General features: G+C 43.3%; 1 protein-coding gene. It reads left to right on the top strand.

Annotation, left to right across the window (positions count from 1 at the left end; all coding sequences use genetic code 11):
* Nucleotides 1-580, top strand: a 580-nt coding sequence (locus tag P378_RS10845; protein WP_274378699.1) for a reverse transcriptase domain-containing protein, incomplete at its 5' end; no start/stop codon positions are given.
* Between the last annotated feature and the right edge of the window lie 476 nt (nt 581-1,056).

Genomic DNA, 1,056 nt, shown 5'->3' with positions numbered 1-1,056 from the left:
TAGTGCTCACATAGTTAGATACGCTGATGATTTTGTCTGCTGTTTCCAATATGAGCACGAGGCTAAACGCTTTTACTACGAGCTAATCAAAAGGCTAGAAAAGTTCAATCTGAACATAGCACCGGAAAAGAGCAAGATTATCGAATTTGGTCTGTTTGCCGCTCGGAACGTCAAGAAACGAGGAGAGAATAAGCCAGAAACATTCGACTTTCTTGGTTTTACCCACTATTGTGGTGTAAGTCAAAACGGTAAGTTCAGAGTAAAGCGGAAAACAAGCAGGAAGAAGTACCAAGGAGCCTTATACAGAATGAAGCAGTGGATAAAAGCTAACCGTACTACTCCTGTAAGTATACTGCTGGAACAAATAAAACCTAAACTCGTAGGATACTACAGGTACTATGGCATCACAGATAATGGCCCAATGATACATCGGTATTGGTATGAGGTAACAAAACTACTATTCAAGTGGATCAATCGCAGAAGTCAGCGAAACAGCTATACCTGGGAAAAGTTCCTATTGCTGCTCAAAGTTAAGCCGCTACCCAAACCGAAAATTTATTTCAGTATATTATCGGCTTAGTAGTGCTTAGGCATAAGTGCAAATCTCCAAGTGAGGAGCCGTGTGCGTGAATAGCGCAAGCACGGTTCTGTGAGGGTTGTGTGTTCAATTTAGCCATGGAGCAAATATTGTGGCACTCCCAGAGGAAACGGGGAGAAACGGTGAAAACAAACCTGCTTCTAAAGTTAGAGAGACGCACTTCTACTCGACAATGGTTWGATCCYGCTATAACCGGTGTGTTAAGTTGGGTATGGGTTGACAAAATGGAATAGGCTGGGAAATAAATCAACCACCCGGGCTTGCCCCAGATGGTTGAGTATCCACAGTGCTCCCCTTATAATGATAGTTACCACACCAACATAATAAGGGGGAACTGCTGTGTATACTCATCCTACCGTATTACGCTGCAGAAGGCAAGCAATGATACTTGATGGCAGGAAAATTTATAGCCGTCGTGAAATAGCCAGCCGGTGCCAAATGTCCCATACCACTTTCTA

The organism is Desulforamulus profundi, assembly GCF_002607855.1.
The sequence above is the reverse complement of the archived record's forward strand: the minus strand, read 5'-3'. Positions and strand labels throughout refer to the sequence as shown.